Origin of the sequence: Nocardia transvalensis (assembly GCF_015477765.1) — a bacterium.
Taxonomy (GTDB): domain Bacteria; phylum Actinomycetota; class Actinomycetes; order Mycobacteriales; family Mycobacteriaceae; genus Nocardia; species Nocardia transvalensis_A.
The window spans coordinates 318068-337191 of the sequence record NZ_JADLQQ010000008.1; the positions used below are offsets into that span (position 1 = coordinate 318068).

Annotated in this window: 17 protein-coding genes and 1 tRNA gene; 8 read left to right on the forward strand and 10 right to left on the reverse strand. The window is 66.5% G+C overall.

Going from position 1 to position 19124, the window contains the following annotated elements; translation table 11 throughout:
* Positions 1 to 39: 39 nt before the first annotated feature.
* Complete coding sequence (locus IU452_RS25060; protein WP_195111588.1) at positions 40 to 612, forward strand: DinB family protein; 573 nt, start codon at positions 40 to 42, stop codon at positions 610 to 612.
* Between the two features lie 8 nt (positions 613 to 620).
* Here the strand turns inward: IU452_RS25060 and IU452_RS25065 are convergent, their stop codons facing one another.
* A complete protein-coding gene (locus IU452_RS25065) occupies positions 621 to 1811 on the reverse strand; it encodes a serine hydrolase domain-containing protein (RefSeq protein WP_195111589.1) in 1191 nt (396 codons plus the stop codon).
* 80 nt (positions 1812 to 1891) lie between these two features.
* Here IU452_RS25065 and IU452_RS25070 point away from each other — a divergent pair, with 80 nt between their 5' ends.
* Together IU452_RS25070 and IU452_RS25075 are read left to right on the forward strand one after the other, a co-directional pair.
* Positions 1892 to 2728 carry a serine hydrolase domain-containing protein gene (locus IU452_RS25070; protein ID WP_195111590.1) on the forward strand — a complete coding sequence of 279 codons (837 nt, stop codon included), beginning with the start codon at positions 1892 to 1894 and terminating at the stop codon, positions 2726 to 2728.
* A gap of 94 nt (positions 2729 to 2822) precedes the next feature.
* Positions 2823 to 3356 (forward strand): DUF3145 domain-containing protein, encoded by a 534-nt coding sequence (locus tag IU452_RS25075; RefSeq protein WP_195111591.1) that lies wholly within the window; start codon positions 2823 to 2825, stop codon positions 3354 to 3356.
* Here IU452_RS25075 and IU452_RS25080 read toward each other — a convergent pair.
* Positions 3328 to 3954, reverse strand: a complete 627-nt coding sequence (locus IU452_RS25080; RefSeq protein ID WP_195111592.1) for a GNAT family N-acetyltransferase — start codon at positions 3952 to 3954, stop codon at positions 3328 to 3330. The two genes, IU452_RS25075 and IU452_RS25080, sit on opposite strands and share 29 nt — an antisense overlap.
* Positions 3955 to 4043: 89 nt before the next feature.
* Between IU452_RS25080 and IU452_RS25085 the strand changes: the two genes are divergently transcribed.
* Entirely contained in the window at positions 4044 to 5054 is a 1011-nt protein-coding gene (locus IU452_RS25085; RefSeq protein ID WP_195111593.1) for a GAF domain-containing protein, read from the forward strand.
* Positions 5055 to 5075: 21 nt separating this feature from the next.
* Here the strand turns inward: IU452_RS25085 and IU452_RS25090 are convergent, their stop codons facing one another.
* The 7 genes from IU452_RS25090 to aceE all read right to left on the reverse strand — a co-directional run bounded on the left by IU452_RS25090 (position 5076) and on the right by aceE (position 14567).
* Entirely contained in the window at positions 5076 to 5339 is a 264-nt protein-coding gene (locus tag IU452_RS25090; protein ID WP_195111594.1) for a hypothetical protein, read from the reverse strand.
* A gap of 330 nt (positions 5340 to 5669) precedes the next feature.
* The gene (locus IU452_RS25095) at positions 5670 to 7100 is read right to left on the reverse strand and encodes an acyl-CoA carboxylase subunit beta (RefSeq protein WP_195111595.1); all 1431 of its coding nucleotides are present in this window, start codon (positions 7098 to 7100) and stop codon (positions 5670 to 5672) included.
* A 134-nt stretch (positions 7101 to 7234) separates the two neighbouring features.
* Complete coding sequence (locus tag IU452_RS25100) at positions 7235 to 8485, reverse strand: KasA/KasB family beta-ketoacyl-ACP synthase (RefSeq protein ID WP_195111596.1); 1251 nt, start codon at positions 8483 to 8485, stop codon at positions 7235 to 7237.
* An 11-nt stretch (positions 8486 to 8496) separates the two neighbouring features.
* Entirely contained in the window at positions 8497 to 8799 is a 303-nt protein-coding gene (gene acpM / locus IU452_RS25105; RefSeq protein WP_195111597.1) for a meromycolate extension acyl carrier protein AcpM, read from the reverse strand.
* Positions 8800 to 8911: 112 nt separating this feature from the next.
* Complete coding sequence (locus IU452_RS25110) at positions 8912 to 9826, reverse strand: ACP S-malonyltransferase (RefSeq protein ID WP_195111598.1); 915 nt, start codon at positions 9824 to 9826, stop codon at positions 8912 to 8914.
* 128 nt (positions 9827 to 9954) lie between these two features.
* On the reverse strand, positions 9955 to 11289 hold the full coding sequence (locus IU452_RS25115) for a PucR family transcriptional regulator (RefSeq protein WP_228818673.1): 1335 nt from the start codon (positions 11287 to 11289) through the stop codon (positions 9955 to 9957).
* A 389-nt stretch (positions 11290 to 11678) separates the two neighbouring features.
* A complete protein-coding gene (aceE, locus tag IU452_RS25120; RefSeq protein WP_228818674.1) occupies positions 11679 to 14567 on the reverse strand; it encodes a pyruvate dehydrogenase (acetyl-transferring), homodimeric type in 2889 nt (962 codons plus the stop codon).
* Positions 14568 to 14812: 245 nt separating this feature from the next.
* Here aceE and IU452_RS25125 point away from each other — a divergent pair, with 245 nt between their 5' ends.
* The 4 genes from IU452_RS25125 to IU452_RS25140 all read left to right on the forward strand — a co-directional run bounded on the left by IU452_RS25125 (position 14813) and on the right by IU452_RS25140 (position 16648).
* Positions 14813 to 15370 carry a hypothetical protein gene (locus IU452_RS25125; RefSeq protein ID WP_195111599.1) on the forward strand — a complete coding sequence of 186 codons (558 nt, stop codon included), beginning with the start codon at positions 14813 to 14815 and terminating at the stop codon, positions 15368 to 15370.
* 131 nt (positions 15371 to 15501) lie between these two features.
* Positions 15502 to 15924, forward strand: coding sequence for a DUF3052 domain-containing protein (locus tag IU452_RS25130; protein ID WP_195111734.1), 423 nt, complete (start codon positions 15502 to 15504; stop codon positions 15922 to 15924).
* 124 nt (positions 15925 to 16048) lie between these two features.
* On the forward strand, positions 16049 to 16513 hold the full coding sequence (locus IU452_RS25135) for a peroxiredoxin (protein ID WP_195111600.1): 465 nt from the start codon (positions 16049 to 16051) through the stop codon (positions 16511 to 16513).
* A gap of 63 nt (positions 16514 to 16576) precedes the next feature.
* Positions 16577 to 16648: transfer RNA gene (locus IU452_RS25140), tRNA-Val, on the forward strand.
* Here IU452_RS25140 and IU452_RS39615 read toward each other — a convergent pair.
* On the reverse strand, positions 16608 to 18311 hold the full coding sequence (locus IU452_RS39615; protein WP_416382369.1) for a recombinase family protein: 1704 nt from the start codon (positions 18309 to 18311) through the stop codon (positions 16608 to 16610). The two genes, IU452_RS25140 and IU452_RS39615, sit on opposite strands and share 41 nt — an antisense overlap.
* Between the last annotated feature and the right edge of the window lie 813 nt (positions 18312 to 19124).

A 19124-nucleotide genomic window follows, 5' to 3' on the forward strand; every position in this document is an offset into this window, starting at 1 on the left:
TCGCTGGTAATTGATTTTCGGCCAGTCTAGGTTACGTTCATGCCGATCGTTCCCGATGACAAGGACTGGACCTGGGTCCTCGACAAGCCCTGCCCCGAGTGCGGATTCGATGGACCCGCCACCGCCTACGAGGCCGTGCCGGGTCTGGTGCGCGATGCCGCCACCCGATTCGGCGCGGTGCTCGAGCGGCCGAATGTGGCTGTGCGGCCTGACGGTTCGACGTGGTCGCCGCTGGAGTACGCCGCTCACGTGCGCGACGTGTGCCGGATGTTCGTCTACCGCCTCGATATCACGCTCGGCAAGCCCGCACAGCCGCCCGCCATCGCCGCATTCGGCGCCGAAGTCGGTGAGGCCGACGGACTTCCGGTCTTCGAGAACTGGGACCAGGACGTCACCGCGGAAGTGGGCCGCTACCACGAACAGGACCCGGCCACCGTCGCCACCGAACTGACCGAGGCCGCCGAAACCGTCTCCCGCGCTTTCGAATCCGTCCCTGCGGCCGACCGCGGCCGCGCCTCCCGCCGCAGCAACGGCTCATTGTTCACCGTCGACTCCATGTCCCGTTACTTCGTCCACGACCTGATCCACCACCTCCACGACGTCCGCGGCTGAACGAGGGGTCAGCCGCAGCGCAGGAGTGCCTGGTGGAGGTTGCGGGCGCGGGCGTCGTCGAGGATGGCCATGCCCAGGCGGTTCATCGTGTAGCCGAAGCCCAGACCCGTTGTGGGGTCGGCGAATCCGACCGAACCGCCGAGGCCGGTGGTGCCGAAGGCGCGCTTGTCGGAGCCGAAACGGAAGGCGCCGCACGACTTCCGGAAGCCGAGATGGTAGCGGCTGCGGGTCAGCAGTACAAGATCCGCGGCGGGGACGTCGTCGGCGGTGTCGGCGGTGGCGAGCCGGTCCAGCAGGGCATCGTCGATCGGCAGCTGACCCGTGCGTGCGGCGGCGGCACCGTAGACGCGCGCCAGGGCGCGGGCATTGCCGACACCGCCGGAGCCCGGATGTTCGACGCCGAGGTATTCGCGCCGCGCGGCCCGCACGGCGGCGCCGACGCGCGGGCTGCTCAGCGCCCGATAGGTCAGTCCGCGCTTGGCGTACAGCTGGACCCCGACGCGCAGCGGGAGATCTCGCTCGTAGCGCAGGACGTCGAGGCCTCGCGTGGCGGCCAGGGTGGCGATGCGGTCCATCGGCTCGTCCTCGGGCAGGCCGATGTGGAAATCCACACCCAGCGGCTTGGCGAACTCCTGGGCGAACACCGTGCCCAGCGTGCGGTGACCCGGATCGACCCGGCGAATCAGCTCGCCCTGATACAGCCCCGCCGTCATGGGGTGGTAGCCGTGCCGGGTGCCCGGCCGCCACATCGGTTTCTGGTCGGCGAGAATCGTGGCCAATGCGTCCGGATCGGCCAGATCCCGTAGCCGCACAACCCGATCCAGCACCGGCAGCCCGGCCTGATGGTCGATCAGCTGGCGCACGGTGATCGAATCCTTACCGTGCGCGCCGAACTCCGGCCAGTACTGCGCCACCGGCCGCTCGTAATCCAGCAGTCCGCGCGAGACCGCATGTGCGATCACGAAGGCCGCCATGCCCTTGGTGGAGGAGAACACCGGAACCATGGTGTCGCGCTCCCACGCGCGGGTGCGCCCTCGATCCCGGTACCCGGCCCACAGATCCACGACCGGCCGATCTCCGGCATACACCGCGACCGCGGCGCCGATCTCCCCGTGATGGGTGAAGTTGCGCCGGAACGCGTCCGCGACAGGCCCGAATCCTGCGTCCACGTCGCCGTGGATGGTGGGTTGTGCACTCATAACGGTACCGATCGTAACTGCAAACGGTATTCCGGCATGCGGCTCGCTACCGCGGGGAGCGGGGTCGTAGGCTCGATGGCGTGCGTGCACTGGAGCAGATTCGACAGTGGCCGGTCCGGCATACTGCGGCGGGCGCGGTGACCGCGCAGGGGGTGGCGGGTGCCGAGGGTGATGGCGAACGCGTGTTCGCGCTGGCCTCGGTCACGAAACCGCTTGTCGCCTACGCGGTTCTGGTCGCCGTCGAAGAGGGCGCGATCGAGCTCGATCAGCCGGCCGGGCCGCCGGGGTCGACGGTGCGGCATCTGCTGGCCCACACCTCCGGCGTGGCATTCGACACCACCGTGATCATGGCGAAGCCGGGCGAACGCCGGATCTACTCGAGTGCCGGATTCGAGGTCCTCGCCAAGTTCGTGGCCGAGCAGACGACGATCGCATTCGAGGATTATCTGCACGAGGCCGTATTCGAGCCCCTCGGAATGAAATCCTCGGTCCTGACGGGTTCGGCAGGCCACGCCGCGCGCTCCTCGCTGAACGATATGGTGCGATTCGCCCAAGAGTTGCTTCACCCTACTCTGATCACCGAGCAAACGCTCGCCGAGGCAACCACCGTGCAATTCCCGGGCACCAATGGCGTACTGCCGGGCTACGGTTCGCAGCGCCCCAACGATTGGGGTCTGGGTTTCGAGATTCGTGACCACAAGACTCCCCATTGGACCGGTGCGGCGAACTCGCCGCGCACCTTCGGTCATTTCGGGCAGTCCGGCACCTTTCTGTGGGTGGATCCGGAGATCGGGGTGGCATGTGTGTCGCTGAGCGACGAAAATTTCGGGGACTGGGCGCGTGCGGTATGGCCCACGCTGAGCGATGCGGTGATCGCGGAGGCCGCAGGGGCCTCGCGACACGGTCCGATAAAGTAACACCCGTAACTTCGGGCACTCCAGTAAACTCAGGCCACGCCGGCTCGACGGGTCGTTGGGGAAGACGTCCAACGTCGAGGCTGGAGGTGTGCTGGTGCGCGGATCGAATCAGTTCGCGGACATGACGGCGGGTGTCGTGTACATCCATTCGTCGCCTGCCGCGCTGTGCCCGCACATCGAGTGGACCCTCTCCTCGACCTTGAAGGCTCCGGCGACATTGCGCTGGACCTCTCAACCGGTGGCGCCCGGACAGCTGCGTGCGATCACCGACTGGGTGGGGCCGGTCGGCACCGGTGCGCGGATAGCCGACGCGTTGCGCGCGTGGCCGGTTTTACGTTTCGAAGTGACCGAGGACCCCAGCGAGGGAGTGGACGGAGAGCGCTTCAGTTTCGTTCCCGGCCTCGGACTGTGGCGCGGTGCAACGAGCGCCAACGGCGATGTCGTGGTGGGCGAGATGCGCCTGCGCGCCATTGTTCGCGCCGCCCGCGACCGCGGCCGCCACACCACCGCCGAAATCGCCGCGGAAATCGACTATGCCCTCGGCGCCCCCTGGGACGACGACCTCGAGCCGTACCGCACCGGCGGCGAGGGCGCGGAGATCACCTGGCTGCGCCGCGACGTGGGGTGAACCGCGCGGGGCGCAGCATGCCCCACAGTGTCGGGCCGCCCGGCACTCGGACGGGGTGGGTCAGTGCGAACCCGACCCGTTGGTAGTAGGGGATCGTGCTTTCGCGTGTGCACACCAGATAGGCGTCCAACCCCGTTCGATCACAGACCTCGAGCCGTTCCTGTAACAGCAGCATGCCCGCGCCCTGGCCGCGGACGACAGCGGCAGTAGCCAAGGTATTCAGATACCAGTGCGGCTGTGCCGGGTACGACTGCTCGATCGCGTGTTGAATCACCAGCCCGGCCCGAACGCGACTCCGCAGCACGGTGAGCAGTGGCGGTATCGCCCGCATCCGGGCGATACGCGTCTGCGACCAGGTTGGCGGATGCCAGCAGGCGACACCGGTCACACGTCCCGACTCTTCCCGGACGAGGTGCAGTCCGTCGAGCGGATGGCTGTATCGCAGGGACAGCTCGAAATACCGCGGGAGCACCCGGTGCCGCCGGTGCGCATCGGGCCAGATGAACGAGTGCACCGGGTCGTCGGCAAACCCTTCCGCCAGGACCGCGGCGCATGCCTTCAGATCCTCCGGCCGGGCCGGTTCCACCTGATACCCCACGTCTCGAATTCTGCCGTACGGCGCGGGCGCATTCGCTCTCGACGCGCTGTGGCACAGTGTCTCGGACACAACAGGAGGGGAGTACAGCCATGGAGGGGAAACGGGTTCTCATCGAGACCCTGGGGGAGCTCGAGGAATGGTCGGTTCTCGCGGTCGACGGGCGACCGGCGCAGTGGCGGGTGCCGCGGCGGGTGGTGACGCCCGCAGTATTGGAGGTGGTCACGCAAGCCCACGAGCGGTGTGAGCCAGCCGAGGCGGAGCTGTCGGAGAGGGCCCGAGGCGAGGGGCCACTGGCGGTGTCGGCGCTGCCGATCATGGGCCCCGGCGGCCGGGTGCACGCAGTTCAGGTCTGCATGGCTCCGCTCGGCGCGCCGTTGCCCGAACCGTATGCCGTTGCCGCATTCGACTATTCTTCACGGACGCGCTCGATCCGGGTGGACGGTACGCCTTTCGGCTGGTCGCTTCCGCGTGATCGGTCGAATTGGACTGTGCCGGAAGCATTTCGGTACGTGGAGCGATTCGACGGGTCGATGGATCTGATCCTGCGGACCCTCGAGCCCGTCGAGAACACCCGATGGATCGGCGATGTCACCGCACGCATCGGCGAAGACCTTCGTCGCTACCGCCTGGCGCTGCGCAACGGCCGCGGGAATGCCTGCACACACTGGCTCGGAGTCGTGCACGATGTCACCGAACACCTTGCACCCGAGCCGATTTCGCTCGACACCGCCGCGCTCACCGCATTGGGCAAGCAGCGGTCGGATCGTACCCATCTGGTGCTGGCCGATGCGCAACACGTGCGGCTGATCCGCTGGATCACCGAACCGGTTCCGGGCATCCAATGGAAAGGCATGGTCGACGACCGCGATACCCCGCATCCCGACGATGTCGCCCGCATCTTCGCCGAGGTGGGTCGCAACGTTCAGCAGGGCCGCCCGCACGGCCGGGTCGATCGGGTCCGGTTGCGCCGCATCGGCGGTGGCTGGACCGTCGTCGACACGGCGGGCACGATCATCCCCACCCCCGAGTCCTCGGCCTTGATGCTGATCGAATTCACGGTCGTGGGTAGCTCGGACGAGCCCGACCCTACCGAGCCCTAGGCTCGCCCTGCCCGCATGCCCCTATCCCTCAGGGGGCGCCTCGCGTCCGCGCAGGAGGCGTAATTCCTCTTCCAGCACGGTGATTCGGTGATCCACCAGATGTTCGAGTTCGATGAGATCGTGGCGGAGCTCGATCTGCTCGTACTGCATGCGCACGAAATCCTCACAGAGGCGCGTGAAATCCGCCGCGAGGGCCTGCATATCGGCCTGCGCCGCATCCAGGGCGGTCAGGGTTCGCCGCAGGTCCTCCTGGGCGGCGGTGAGCTGGTGCTGCAGATCCTCCATGAATCCCCCTCGATCGTGCCGTGATATGCGGACTTCCGCAGCCTACGCCAGGGTGCGGAAGTGACCGCCCCGCCGTGGAGCGAGTTGTCCACAGGCCGAGAGCTATCCACAGATCCGTGAATGGCGTAGATCCCGGCCCGGCATGCGGGAATCATGAAGTGGCACGCCGCGATCGCGGAAGTGGAATGCCGGGACGACGGGGAGGGCGCCGAGATGGCCGGAGGGACATGCGGGGAAGTGGGCAGCGGCACTGCGGGGATGGGCGAGGGTGGGCACGAAAAAGGTGGGCGGGCCGGGAGTTCCGGGCCGCCCGCCTGGTCTCGCTATCGCTTACAGCGGGATGTTCTTGTTGTGGGTGGGTCGCGACGGGGCCGAGGCGAGGGCGGCGGCGATGGTGGAGCGGGTCTTGGCGGGGTCGATGACCTCGTCGACGACGCCGATGGACAGGGCGCGGCCGATGCCTCCGGCGGTGGCCTCGTGCTCGGCGGTCAGTCGCTCGAGCATGGCCTCGCGCTCTTCCTCGGGGGCGGCGGCCAGGGCCTTCTTGTGCAGAATCTGCACGGCGGCCTTGGCGCCCATGACGGCGACCTCGGAGCCCGGCCACGCGTAGACCGCGGTCGCGCCCAGCGAGCGGGCGTTCATGGCGATGTAGGCGCCGCCGTAGATCTTGCGGGTCACCAGGGTGACGCGCGGAACGGTGGCCTCGGCGAAGGCATGCAGCAGTTTGGCGCCGCGGCGCACCACGCCCTCCCACTCCATGCCGACGCCGGGCAGGTACCCGGGCACGTCGGTGACCACGATCATGGGAAGGCCGAAGGAATTGCACAACCGCACGAAACGCGCTGCCTTCTCGGCACTTTCGGTGTCCAGACAGCCGCCCAGGTGCAGCGGGTTGTTGGCCAGCACACCGACGGTCCGCCCGGCGAGGCGGCCGATACCGGTCACCATGCTGCGCGCGTAGCCGCCCTGCAACTCCTCGAAGGAGGATTCGCCGTCGACGTTGTCGAGCAGCTCGTGGATGATCGGCTTGACGTTGTAGGCGCGCTTGACCGACTCGGGCAGCATGGCCTGCAGGTCGACATCGCCGTGCTCGGCGGCGACCATATCGAACTCGCCCTGTTCGGCGAACATCGAGACCAGCCGGCGGGCGCGGTGCATGGCATCGGCCTCGTCGTTGGCGGTGATGTGGCTGACGCCGGACTTCTTGCCGTGCGTGGCCGGACCGCCCAGGGTCTCCATGTCGACGTTCTCACCGGTGACCGAGCGGACGACGTCCGGGCCGGTGACGAAGATGCGGCCCTCGGGGGCCATGATCACGATATCGGTGAGTGCGGGACCGTAGGCGGCACCACCGGCGGCGAAGCCGACCACCACGGAAATCTGGGGGACCAGGCCCGAGGCACGCACCATGGCCTCGAACACCTGACCGACCGCATGCAGCGACTCCACACCCTCGGCCAGGCGGGCACCACCGGAGTGCCAGATGCCGACCACGGGAACCTTGGAGTCGATCGCGGTGTCGATCGCGTCCACGATGTGCTTGCAACCCTCGACGCCCATGGCGCCACCCATCACGGTGGCGTCGGAGCAGTAGGCGACGGTGCGCACCCCGTCGATCTCGCCGATGGCGGCCAGGACGCCGGACTTGTCACGAGGATGAAGGGGAAGAACCGTTCCGGTATCGAAGAAGCGCTGCAACCGACCCAGCGGATCACGGGGATCGGTCGCGGCATCCGCCTGGGCGGGGGCCATGATGGTCATCGCGTAATCTCCTCGAGGGGATGCCGAGTCGCTGACGCGGCTGCAAATGTCGTTGTCCCGGTGGGGTTTTCGAGTTACGAGTTCGTCCATCGTCGAAAACCCCACCGGGACCGCTGTGGTGACCGATACCGAGATCAGTATCGGCCGAAGGCGAGCGCGACATTGTGCCCACCGAAACCGAACGAGTTGTTGATCGCGTACTCGATGTCCTGACGACGAGCCTCGCCGTGCACGACATCCAGGTCGATCTCCGGATCCTGGTTCTCCAGGTTCAGCGTGGGCGGCACGATGCCGTCGCGGATGCTGAGCACGGTGAGCACCGACTCGAGGGCGCCGACGGCACCGATCGAGTGGCCCAGGGCGGACTTGGGCGCGTAGACCGAGGCATGCTGCACCCCGGCCTTGTAGATCGCATTGGCTTCCGCCGTATCGCCGATCGGGGTGGCGGTCGCATGCGCGTTGATGTGGGTGACGTCCTTGGGCGCCAGCCCGGCGGTCTGCATCGCCCGCTGCATGGCGCGCGCTGCGCCGGTGCCCTCCGGGTCGGGGGCGACCAGGTGGAAACCGTCGGAGGTGATGCCCGCACCCAGCAGACGCGCGTGGATGGTGGCACCGCGTGCCTTGGCGTGCTCCTCGGTCTCGATGACCATGAGCGCGCCGGCCTCGCCGAAGACGAAGCCGTCACGGTCCTTGTCGAATGGACGCGAGGCGCCCTTCGGATCGTCGTTGCGGGTACTCATCGCCCGCATCATGGAGAACGCCGCGATCGGCACCGAGTCGATATAACCCTCGACACCGCCGGTGACGACCATGTCGGCATCGCCCATCACGATCATGCGCCAGGCGTTGGCGATCGCCTCGGATCCCGACGAACATGCCGAAACCGGCGTGACCACTCCCGCTCGGGCCTGCAACTCCAAGCCCACAACGGCGGACGGGCCGTTCGGCATGACCATCTGAACGGCCAGCGGCGAAATCTTGCGATAGCCGCCGGTCTTCAGCTTGTCGACCGAATCGACGAGCGCGTCACCGCCGCCGAGTCCGGTACCGATCGCAACACCGAGTCGCTCGGAGTCGACCTCCGGGCTGCCGGCGTTCTTCCACACCTCGCGACCGAGGACGGTGGCGAGGCGCTCGACGTACGCCATACGACGGATCTCGACCCTGCTCAGCAAAGTGTCGGGGTTGACCTTGAGATGCCCGCCGATGCGGACCGGCAGGTCGTATTCCTCGATGAAGGAATCCTCGAGCGTCTCGATACCGCTCTCGCCGTTGAGGAGTCCCTTCCACGTCGCATCGACATCACCCGCGATCGACGTGGTCGCCGCCAGGCTCGTTACGACGACGTTGGGGAAGTTCCCGTTCTTGGTGGAAGGAGTGGTCACGGTGTCGGCCCTTACTCCGCGTGCCCGAACTTGGCCTTGAGCTCCTCGGCTGCCTCGGAGTTCTCGGCCTCGAGCTTCTGGATGTAGGCAACGGCGTCGCCGACGGTCTTCAGGCTGGCCAGATCCTCGTCGGGGATCTTGACGCCGTACTTGTCCTCCGTCTGCACGGCGATCTCGACCATCGACAGCGAGTCGATGTCCAGGTCGTCGACGAAGGACTTCTCCAAGGTCACCTCGGAGGGCTCGATGCCCGTCACTTCCTCGATGATCTTCGCGAGCTCTTCGACGATCTGTTCCTGGGTCAGAGCGGCCACTTGGTGGCTCCCTTCTTGTTACTCTGTGGGGTCCGATTCTTTCTTCGGTACGAGGCGGACTTTCGTTTCCGTCCGCTCGTTCGCGGCCGCATCACTGCGGGCCGCGAGAAAGCTATCCGGTTGCCGAGAGCTCGGCCAACGCGGGGAGGTCCTCGGGGGTCTTCAGCGCCAAATTCGGGGTGCCTTTCAGCTCCCGCTTGGCGATGCCGACCAGGGTGCCGGCCGGTGGCAGTTCGGCCACCGCGTTCACCCCTGCCGCTCGGACGGTTTCGGTGCACAGATCCCACCGGACGGGCCGGGTCACCTGTGCGGCGAGCTTCTCGATGGCGTCAGTGCCCGAGCTGACCGGCTTACCGTCGAAATTCGACAGTAGAGTCCGAGTCGGCTCCCCGGGAGTGATCCCGGAGATGGCCTCCGTCACAGCGTCCCGGGCGGGTGCCATGAACGCGGTGTGGAAAGCACCGGCCACCGACAGCGCGCGGATGCGCGCCTTTTCCGGCGGGTTTGCCGCCAGTTCCGCCAACGCATCGAGCCGACCTGCCGCCACGATCTGACCGGCCGCATTGCGGTTGGCCGGGACCAAATCGAGTTCGGCGAGCCGGGCGAGCACGGCAGCCTCATCTCCGCCGAGCACGGCGGACATTCCGGTCGGCTCCAGCGCGCACGCCTTCGCCATCTCCCTGCCACGGATGGCGGCTAGCCGCACCGCGTCGTCGGCGGAAATAACGCCGGCCACGGCGGCGGCGGCCAGTTCGCCGACCGAGTGTCCTGCGATGATCGTATCCGCCGGAAGCAGATCCGTCGGGATCTCCGCGAATGCGAGCAGCGCCGCGGCCACGACCAGGGGCTGAGTCACCGCGGTATCGGTGATCTCCTCCCCGGTGGCGGTGGTGCCGAGCCGGATGAGGTCCAGGCCGGAGGCCTTGGACCACAGTTCGAGGCGGTCGCGCGCGCCGGGAAGATCGAGCCAAGGCGCGAGCATGCCTGGGGTCTGAGAGCCCTGTCCAGGGGCGAACAACGCGATCACGCCCTCTACAAAACACTGTGGGGACCCGATCCGGAGATGTCGACGCGAATGAAGCTTGTCGGCAGCTTTTGTGTGGTGTCCACAAAACGGCACGTGAGTTGTCGCGATCGACCGATTCCAGGCGGGCGTTACACGCGATCTTCGTAAAAAGTTGCGGGAGAGTCTTCTGGGACAGGAGACGGCGATTCGTTACGAGTTCGTGTCAGACGACCTACTGTGGCGGCGATCCGGAGCACGTACGCATCCCTCGGATTCATCGGATCACGCCCGGTGATGTCGGCGATCCGTTTGAGACGGTAGCGAACCGTATTTGGATGAACGTACAGCTGGCGGGCGCAGGTCTCGACGGCTCCGCCGCAATCCAGGTAGGCGTCGAGAGTGTCCGACAGAGCCGACCCGGCGGCGGCCAACGGTAGCACAAGATACTCGTTGAGGGCGTCTACCGCAGCCCGATCGCCGAGCAGGGCCCGCTCGGGCAGCAATTCCGAGGCGTGCACCGGGCGTGGCGCGCCGCGCCAGCCCACCACCGCCTCCATCCCCGCCATCGCCTCGACCGCGCTGACGTGCGCGGCCGACAGGGTGCGGGTGGTCGGGCCGATCACCACCGGGCCGTCGGAGAAGGCCTCGGCGAGCAGATCGGACAGGAACGGTGAGGGGTAGGCGCTCTCGCCGAGGTGGCCGCTGACCACCATCACCAGCCGTGAGCCCTGCACGACCGCCAGCGCGGCCCGGCCGTGGCGCGCGGCGATGGTGTGCACCGACCCCACCACCGCGACCTGATCCCGCGGCGGGGTGCCCACCAGCACGGTCGCCGGTGCGGTGGCGTCCCAGTTCAAAGTGGCTGCGCGCGAAAGCATTTCGGGTCCGGTGTCACCGCGCACCACGGCGTCCACGACCAGCGCCTCGAGGCGGGTGTCCCACGCGCCGCGCGATTCGGCGGCACTGGCGTAGACCGAGGCGGCCGCGAAGCCGAGCTCACGTCCATAGCGCAGCACAGCCTCGGTCAGCGCCACCAGCTGCCGGTCGTTGCGGGCCAGCGCCGGCAGCCACTGCTCGAAGAACTCCATGGCCACCCGGACCATGTCGACGGTCTGGCGCAGGGTCAGCCGCCGCGCCAGATCCTGCGGGATCACCTGGAAGGCGTCGAGGCTGAAGCGGATATCGCTCTCCGGATCCTGCAGCCACTCCAGGAAGTTCACCACCGCGGTCTGCACCAGCATCTGGACACCGGCGCGCTGGGCGGCGTCCAGATCGCCGAAGAACGGCAGCCTGTCCTCCATCGAGGCGATCGCCTCGGTCGACAGCCGCCCCGACAGCTGCCGCACCCGTTTGAGCAGGGTGTCCGGCAGCGGGTCGCGGTTCTGCCGGTTCGGGGACAGCGCCCCGGTCGGAAGATAGACCTCGTGATGTTCGGACGTGCCCTCGGAGATCCGCCGAGGCCGCGGCGGTTTACGTTCCACCATGCAATATTCTCCTGCGGCGTTCCGACAGCCACACACCCCCTATTAATGGGCGCGCCTCCGCGGCGAAGAGCACGCCGCGGACATGAGGTTGCGGCGTGCCGGAGACGTGGGGTTGCGGCGCGCCGGTTAGGCGAAGGTGCGGCGTACTGGGGATGCGAGAGTGTGGTCTGCCGGGGATGCGCGGTTGCCCGATGACCCCTATTGATGGGCATGTCCGCCTGGCGAAAGGCGCGCCGGGGGTGTGAGGATGCGGCGTGGAGGGGGTGCGACGTTGCGACGCACCCCCTACCGATGGGCGTTCCCTAGTCATCCGGGGCAGCCGCACCTCTCCCCATAGTCATCCGGGGTAGCCGCACCTCTCCCTATCCCCGGCGTGCTTTTCGCCGGGGTCACGCCAGCTGTTCCTCGGTGCTCATCGACTTCGGGGCGGCGTCCACGTCGTGGATGCGATAGCGCGAGGCGGCCTCGGTGACCCTGGCCATATCGACCTTGCCGACCCGGGCCAGGGCCTCGAGCGCGGCGACGGCGATCGACTGGGCGTCGACGTTGAACACACGCCGCGCGGCCGGACGGGTGTCGGAGAAGCCGAACCCGTCGGTGCCCAGCGTGGTGTAGTCGCCGGGAACCCACTTGCGGATCTGATCGGGCACCGAGCGCATCCAGTCCGAGGCGGCGATGAACGGCCCCTGTGTCCGCGAGAGCACCTGCGTGACGTAGGGGACGCCCGCGTCGGTACCCGGATCGCGCAGGGTGGCGATCTCCTTGGCCAGGGCCTCCTTGCGCAATTCGCTCCACGAGGTCACCGACCACACATCGGCCTGCACACCCCATTCCGAGGCGAGCAGTTCCTGGGCGCGCAGGCCGTCGGGCACGGTCACACCGGCCACCAGGATCTGGGCGCGCACATCGCCCTCACCGCCGCGCTTGTACAGGTAGATGCCCTTGAGCAGGCCCTCGACATCGACGTCGTCCGGCTCGGCCGGTTGTGCGTAGGGCTCGTTGTACAGGGTGATGTAGTAGAAGACGTTCTCGCCGCCGAAGGCGTCGTGCTGCATCTGCGGATGGGTGCCGGGCAGCACGGTCGTTTCCGCCGCCGGCTTGCCGCCGCCGTACATCCGGCGCAGGCCGTCGCGCACGATGTGGGCGATCTCGTAAGCGAACGCCGGGTCGTAGGCGATCACCGCCGGATTGGTGGAGGCCAGCAGCAGCGAATGACCGTCGTTGTGCTGCAGCCCCTCACCGGTCAGCGTGGTTCGCCCGGCGGTTGCTCCGAGCACGAACCCGCGCGCCAGCTGATCGGCCGCGGCCCACAGGCCGTCGCCGGTGCGCTGGAAGCCGAACATCGAGTAGAAGATGTAGAGCGGGATCATCGGCTCGCCGTGGGTGGCGTAGGAGGTGCCCGCCGCGGTGAACGACGCGGTCGAACCGGCCTCGTTGATGCCCTCGTGCAGGATCTGCCCCACTTGACTCTCTTTGTAGGCAAGCATCAATTCCGCGTCGACCGATGTGTACAACTGGCCGTTGCGGTTGTAGATCTTCAACGAGGGGAACCACGAGTCCATGCCGAAGGTGCGGGCCTCGTCCGGGATGATCGGGACGATCCGCTTACCGATCTCCTTGTCGCGCAGCAGCTCCTTCATCAGTCGCACGAACGCCATCGTGGTCGCCACGTTCTGCTTGCCCGAGCCCTTGCGGACCGAGCGATACGGCTCGTCGCCCGGCAGTTGCAGAGGCTTTGCCGCCGAGCGACGCTCGGGCAGGAACCCGCCGAGGGTGCGGCGGCGATCCAGCATGTACTGGATGGCCGGGTCGTCCTTGCCGGGGTGATAGTACGGCGGCAGCTTCGGATCCGCCTCCAATTGCTCATCGGTGATCGGAATGCGCTGCACATCGCGGAACACCTTGAGGTCGTCCAGCGTCATCTTCTTCATCTGATGCGTGGCGTTGCGGGCCTCGAAATGCTTGCCCAGGCCGTAGCCCTTGATGGTCTTGGCCAGGATCACCGTCGGCTGGCCCTTGTGCGCGAGCGCCGCCGCATAGGCCGCGTAGATCTTGCGGTAGTCGTGGCCACCGCGCTTGAGGTTCCAGATCTGTTGATCCGACAGACCTTTCACCAGTTCCTTGGTGCGCGGATCGCGGCCGAAGAAGTGCTCGCGCACGTAGGCGCCGTCGTTGGCCTTGTAGGTCTGGTAGTCGCCGTCGGGGGTGGAGTTCATCAGGTTCACCAGCGCGCCGTCGCGGTCGGCGGACAGCAGCGCGTCCCACTCGCGGCCCCAGATGACCTTGATGACGTTCCAGCCGGCGCCGCGGAAGAACGACTCCAGCTCCTGAATGATCTTGCCGTTGCCGCGCACCGGCCCGTCCAGGCGCTGCAGGTTGCAGTTGATGACGAAGGTCAGGTTGTCCAGACCCTCCATCGCCGCCACGTGCGCCAGGCCGCGCGACTCCGGCTCGTCCATCTCACCGTCGCCCAGGAACGCCCACACGTGCTGATCGGAGGTGTCGGTGATGCTGCGATCGTGCAGGTAGTGGTTGAACCGGGCCTGGTAGATGGCGTTCATCGGGCCCAGACCCATGGAGACCGTGGGGAATTCCCAGAAGTCGGGCATCAGCCGCGGATGCGGATACGACGGCAGGCCGTGGCCCGGGCCGCCGTGGCTGTACTCCTGGCGGAAGCCGTCCAGCTGGTCCTGGGTCAGGCGCCCCTCCAGAAAGGCGCGGGCGTAGATGCCGGGGGAGGCGTGGCCCTGGATGAAGATGTGGTCGCCGCCACCGGAATGATCCTTCCCGCGGAAGAAGTGGTTGAAGCCGACCTCGTAAAGGGCCGCTGACGACGCGTAGGTCGAAATATGGCCGCCGACACCGATTCCCGGCCGCTGGGCGCGGTGCACCATGACCGCGGCGTTCCAGCGGATCCAGGCGCGGTAGCGGCGCTCCACCTCCTCGTCGCCGGGGAACCAGGGCTCGTTCTCGGTGGGGATGGTGTTGACGTAGTCGGTCGAGGTCAGCGACGGGATGGCGACATGGCGTTCACCGGCGCGCTCGAGCAGGCGCAGCATCAGGTAGCGCGCGCGGCCCGGGCCCTCGCGGTCGAGCATTTCGTCGAAGGATTCCAACCACTCGCCGGTCTCTTCCGGATCGATGTCCGGTAAGTAGGACGCCACCCCCTCGCGGATCACCCGCACACGCGCGCCCGTCGGCCGCGTGCGGGCCGAACCTTCGGCGGCGGCGCCGTTGGCGGTGGAACTCGACGACTTCGGGTGCATCAGGTCTGTCAAAATCAATGCTCCTCGTACAGGGGTGGACAAGCTGATGGCTCTAACCCCGGGTAGCCACGCTGGTAGGCGGGGGCTATCCGTCGCTCACAATTAGGGCGCACCTCACATCCTTGTCGATGATGCGTCCCCGGTCATCATGTCAGCCGGAAATCCAGTACCGTTCGCTAGGCAACCGCGGCGGTCGCGACGGGCCCGCGGGCGCCGCTGGTCGAACATTGTCGAGGCGATCGAGAAGCGGGGAGACGATGAAACTGCTGAACCCACGCGGGTTCGGATTGGTGTGTGCGGCCGTCGCGGTCGGCACCGGAGTGGTGGTTGCCGGATGCTCCAACTCCGTCCACGGTACCGCCACCGTGAACCAGGCGGAGGCGGCGGCGTACCGGACCGAGATGGCCTCGTCCTCGGCGGCGGCCACCTCCTCACGCCGGGCCGCCGCGCAGGCGAAGGCCATCGGCGACAACTGCACTCCGTTCCGCGACACCACGGGCGTGGCGGTCACCAAATACAACGAGTTCGTCGACGCGCACGACAACAACGCGCCCGATCAGGACGCCAAGCGCGACGCCTCGGCCGAGACGCTGGAGAACGCCGCCAAGACCGTGGAGAACCGGGTGAACTCGGCCGGTGACGCGCTGCCGCCGGATCTGGCGCAGAAGTTCACCGACTACGTGAACGCGGCGCGGGCGCTGGCCGCCGAGACGCGCAAGATGACCTACACCGCGCCGGTCGGAGCCCTCAACGACGCCAGCAAACGGGTCAACGACGCGCTCAACGTGGTCCGCGACGCCTGCCCGAAAAGATAGTGCATCCGTGCCGGTCTGTTTCATTTTTGCGCGACATTTCGGCATGGATTTAGGCGGATCGGCTTGCGTTGTGGCGCATAACCATGTTCGCTTGCACCTATCTACTGTCGGGAGTTGAGGAGGACACCACCGTGGTCGCCGCGGCGGACGCGCAGAACTACGCTCAGAAGCTTGGCATTACGCACGACATGGTGGTTCAAGAGCTGGGCTGGGACGAGGACACCGACGACGCCTTGCGGGCCGACATCGAGGAGACCATCGGAGCCGAACTGCTCGACGAGGACACCGACGAGGTGGTCGACGTCGTGCTGCTGTGGTGGCGCGATGGTGACGGCGACCTGGTCGACGAGCTGTTGAATGTCATCACTCCGCTCGCCGACGACGGTGTGGTGTGGGTTCTGACCCCCAAGACCGGCCAGCCCGGTCACGTCGATCCCAGCGAGATCGCCGAGTCGGCGACGCCGGCGGGTTTGACGTCCACGACTCCGGTCAGCCTGGGGACATGGACCGGGACCAAGCTGACGCAGCCGAAGACGCCCTCGAAGCAGCGCTGATCGATCGCTTGGCTAAGGTTTCGGCCGGGGCGGTGCGAGGTGCTGCCCGACGCGCGACGGGCCCGCGGGTGGCAGGACCACGCCGGGCCCGTGGACGTCGCCACGAACACAGGGAGGACTGCGCATGCCGCTCGAAGTGGGCACGGTCGCGCCGGATTTCACGCTGAAGGATCAGAACAACCAGGACGTCAGCCTGTCCGATTACCGCGGGCGCAAGAACGTGCTGATCGTGTTCTATCCGCTCGCGTTCACCGGCATCTGCCAGGGGGAGCTGTGCAAGGTGCGCGACGAGCTGCCGAAATTCCAGAACGACAACGCCGAGATCCTCGCCGTCTCCGTCGGCCCGCCGCCCACCCACAAGATCTGGGCGGCCGAACAGGGCTACACCTTCCCGCTGCTGTCGGACTTCTGGCCGCACGGCGCCGTCGCTCAGGCCTACGGCGTATTCAACGACAAGACCGGTTTCCCCAACCGCGGCACCTTCGTCGTCGACAAGGACGGCATCATCCGCTTCTCGGAGATGAACGGCCCCGGCGAGCCCCGTGACCAGGCAGCTTGGGAGAAAGCGCTGACTGCGTTAGATTCGTAAACCGCTGCGCCCGCCCCCGGGCCCAGCGACCGTACTTCGCCCCCACACCCCGGCGAGGTACCGGGGCGTATAGCTCAGTGGTAGAGCACTGGTCTTACACACCAGCGGTCGGCGGTTCGAACCCGTCTGCGCCCACCCAGAGACTCTTATTCGAACCGCCGACCGGTGACGTGTTTCGAGACTTGCCCGCCCCCTTCGACCCAGGGCTGCGCGGGGTTGGGCAGCTACGAGCAGCGGTGTGCAGATCGGCGAAGATCTGCTTCTTTTCGTCGGTTACCTGCGGTGCCATCTCACCTCCTGATTCATCTGTCGAGAAGTCATCCACATAGAAGCGTTGATAGAACGTTTCGTTCAGCCGTCTGCGGACTTCGGGATTGCCGTCTCGATAGAGGGCATAGGGATCAGCTATCAAATCGAGGGCGTAGCGGAGCACGGTGGCGCCGACGCCCAGTTCCTCCGAGGTGTTGACCAGGGCGGCCTCTAGTCGTTTGCGTTCGTTCTTCAGCTCGATCAGCTTCGTTCGAACCTTGGCCTGCGGCATCGAGCCATCGGTCAGAAAATCGACCAGTCGATCTTCTTTCTTGTCTATTTCCTTCAGCTGCCGATTGAGTTTCGCGTGCAGTTCGCGGGTGGAGGTCTGCTCGTCGGCTACGAGTTCTTCGAGCAGCGTGCGGGTTTCGTCGACGAAGTCGTCCGGGAGCTGCAACGTGCGGTAGTGCTGTGCAATCGCGTCTTCCACCGCTGCACTGGGCAGGGCGGGCAGATCGCACAGCCCCTCTTTGCTTCTGCGGCAGACGAAGTAGGCGTAGCGGGTCCCGTTGCGGCCGGTCGATTCGCTGAACACCAGCCGGGACCTCTGGTCGTCGAGGTGGCAGCGCCGACAGAACAGCGCACCCTTCAGATAGTGATTGTGGACACGGTCCCGGTTGCCGTTGGCGCTGCGGTGCCGCAGGACCTCCTGCACCCGGGCGAACAGTCCAGGCGATACGAGCGGTTCGTGACGGCCCGCGTAGATTTGGCCCTTCCAGACGACGTAGCCCGCGTAGTACGGGTCGCCCAGCATTTTGTGAAGCTTCGTGGCGGATACCGGCTGCTCGATTGGCCAGCGGCCCGTGGGGCGGCAGGTGAGCCCGAGATCGGCCATCGTGGCTGCGAGGTCCTCGATGGTGTAGTCGCCGGTCGCGTAGAGTTCCCACGCCTGGACCACCAGGGGAGCGCGTTCCTCGTCGATCTTGATGGTGTTGACTTGGCGTCCTTCGACGAGGACGCGGGCATTGACGTAGCCGAGTTTGGCGCGCCCGCAGGTGCCGCCGTTCATCGCCTTGTTCAGCATCTTGATACTGATGTCCTGGCCGGACAGCTTGTTTTGAGTGTCGTTGAAGATGTCGGTGATGGCGGCCATCATCTCGGCGTAGATGCCCTCGCCGAAATCCTCTCTGGCCGAGATCAGTTTGACGCCCATCATGTCGAGCTGCCGTGTGGTCACCGCGGCGTCGACGTAGTTGCGGAACGCCCGCGAACGCGCGTACACGATGACGTACTTGATCTGAGGGTTCTCCTGCAGGAAGGTCATCATCTTCTGAAACTCGCGCCGCTTCTCGACCGTCTGAGCAGAGACGCCCGGCTCGACGAACTCCCTGACGATCTGGGCCGGGATCGCCTCGGCGCGACGGTCGATGACTTGGCGCTGGGTCGCAATCGAATTCCCGTCCGGGTCGATATCGATCGCTGTGTTGAGCTGCTTCTTGTCCGAAACCCGCAGGTAGGCGACTGCTTCAAGAACAGCCCCGGTCTTCACGAATCCTCCTCGGCGTCTTGGGATTGCTTGGCCAGCGCGATGAGAGCGCGACTGAGCTTGCGCAGATCGGGTGGATCCCGCTGTTCGCTCTCCACAATGAGGTGATGCTCGCGTGATTCACCGACCTCGCGGTTGCTCCGGTCAGGCATCTGGAGTGTTGCTGGGCTGAAGTCTGTCGGCGCTATCCGCCGTTGAAACTGCTGTATCCGAGGATTGAGCGCAAGGGCCGATTGATTGCCAAAAGTTGGCTGAGTGGGCGGCGAGACCGATTCGGTAGCCAAGCAAGATCAACACACATCCTTCACACTTCGTGTGCGGTCCGTGCGTCCCTCGCGCAAATTCCAGAGCAGCGCCGAACGGGCGGCTGTGTCAAGGCAATTCGGATCATTTGGTGCAGGCTGCGCCAATCCGAATGCCGGTTACCGATGGAGATTTCGGCGCGGATCTCCGAAGGTCGGACTTAGCGCGATACCGTTGGGGGTGAGGCGAGGCGCGTACGACACCGGAGATGATCCGAGCGATGTGTCCGTGGCTGCAGGAGTGGCGACGGATCCGCGATGCCGTCGACCCGGAGCGCGTGCTCGTGTCCGACTTGCTCGTCGGCTCCGGCTGGTGGACGACGAATTGGTCGCTTCTCGCCGATGACTGTGGGGGGTGGTGGCGCCCGCTGACGTTGGCTCCGAGCTCAGCAAAAGCCCTTTCAGAATCCACGATAATCGGCATGTGCGTGTCGATTCGTCATGTCAGCCAACCGATCTGGGCGTCAGGCCAACGCGCGACCAGCGGCATGAGAGTGCGACCAGTACTTGCACG